Origin of the sequence: Shewanella sp. SM23, assembly GCF_025654295.1 — a bacterium.
Classification (GTDB): domain Bacteria; phylum Pseudomonadota; class Gammaproteobacteria; order Enterobacterales; family Shewanellaceae; genus Shewanella; species Shewanella oncorhynchi.
In genome coordinates this window covers 1-667 of record NZ_JAKKRM010000065.1, presented here as the reverse complement: position 1 = coordinate 667, position 667 = coordinate 1, and the positions used below count along the sequence as shown (strand labels likewise).

At 47.8% G+C, this 667-nt stretch carries 1 pseudogene; it reads right to left on the bottom strand.

From position 1 onward, the window contains the following. Positions 1-606, bottom strand: a pseudogene (locus L5L98_RS22305) (IS5 family transposase); the annotation flags it as partial. Positions 607-667: the final 61 nt, after the last annotated feature.

The window sequence follows — 667 nt, the reverse complement described above, 5'->3', positions numbered from 1 at the left end:
AGCACTAAAGCGCGTTTTCGACGAACGGCTTCGTGACAGGCTTTTGTGTCGTAAGCACCATCACCCGAGATATTGCGGATTTTTCGATGGGTTTGCTTAAGTAAATTGGGCATCACTTCTGCGTCTGTTACACCTGATAAACTGAGTTCTGCGGCAATAATTTCATGGCTATGTGTATCTACGGCAATATGCAGTTTGCGCCACACTCGGCGCTTTACATCTGTGCCATGTTTCTTCACTTTCCACTCACCTTCGCCATAGATCTTCAAGCCTGTCGAGTCGATAGCTAAGTGCTCAATGGCGCCGCGAGTCTTGGTTTTAAAAGCAATATTGACCGTTTTCGCGCGTTTACTGATGCAGGTGTAATGCGGGCAAGATAATGGGATGTCACCCAGTTTAAACACCGAATTGATGAAGCCCTGTAAGGCTCGCAGTGGTAATGGCTAAGTCGCTAAACACACGAGGACGACCTTGCTTGGGTTGCTCGACCTTGGCTTTCCACTTAGCGATTGCCTCCTCATCAATCCAGAAGGTAAGTGAACCGCGGTTGATTAAGGCTTGGTTGTATTGCTTCCAGTGGGTTGTTTTATAGCGAGGTTTTGACACGGTTGATGGGTAAGTTGATAGGCGATGCCGCTCAGATCTGCGGCTACGGTTTTAGTTCAAC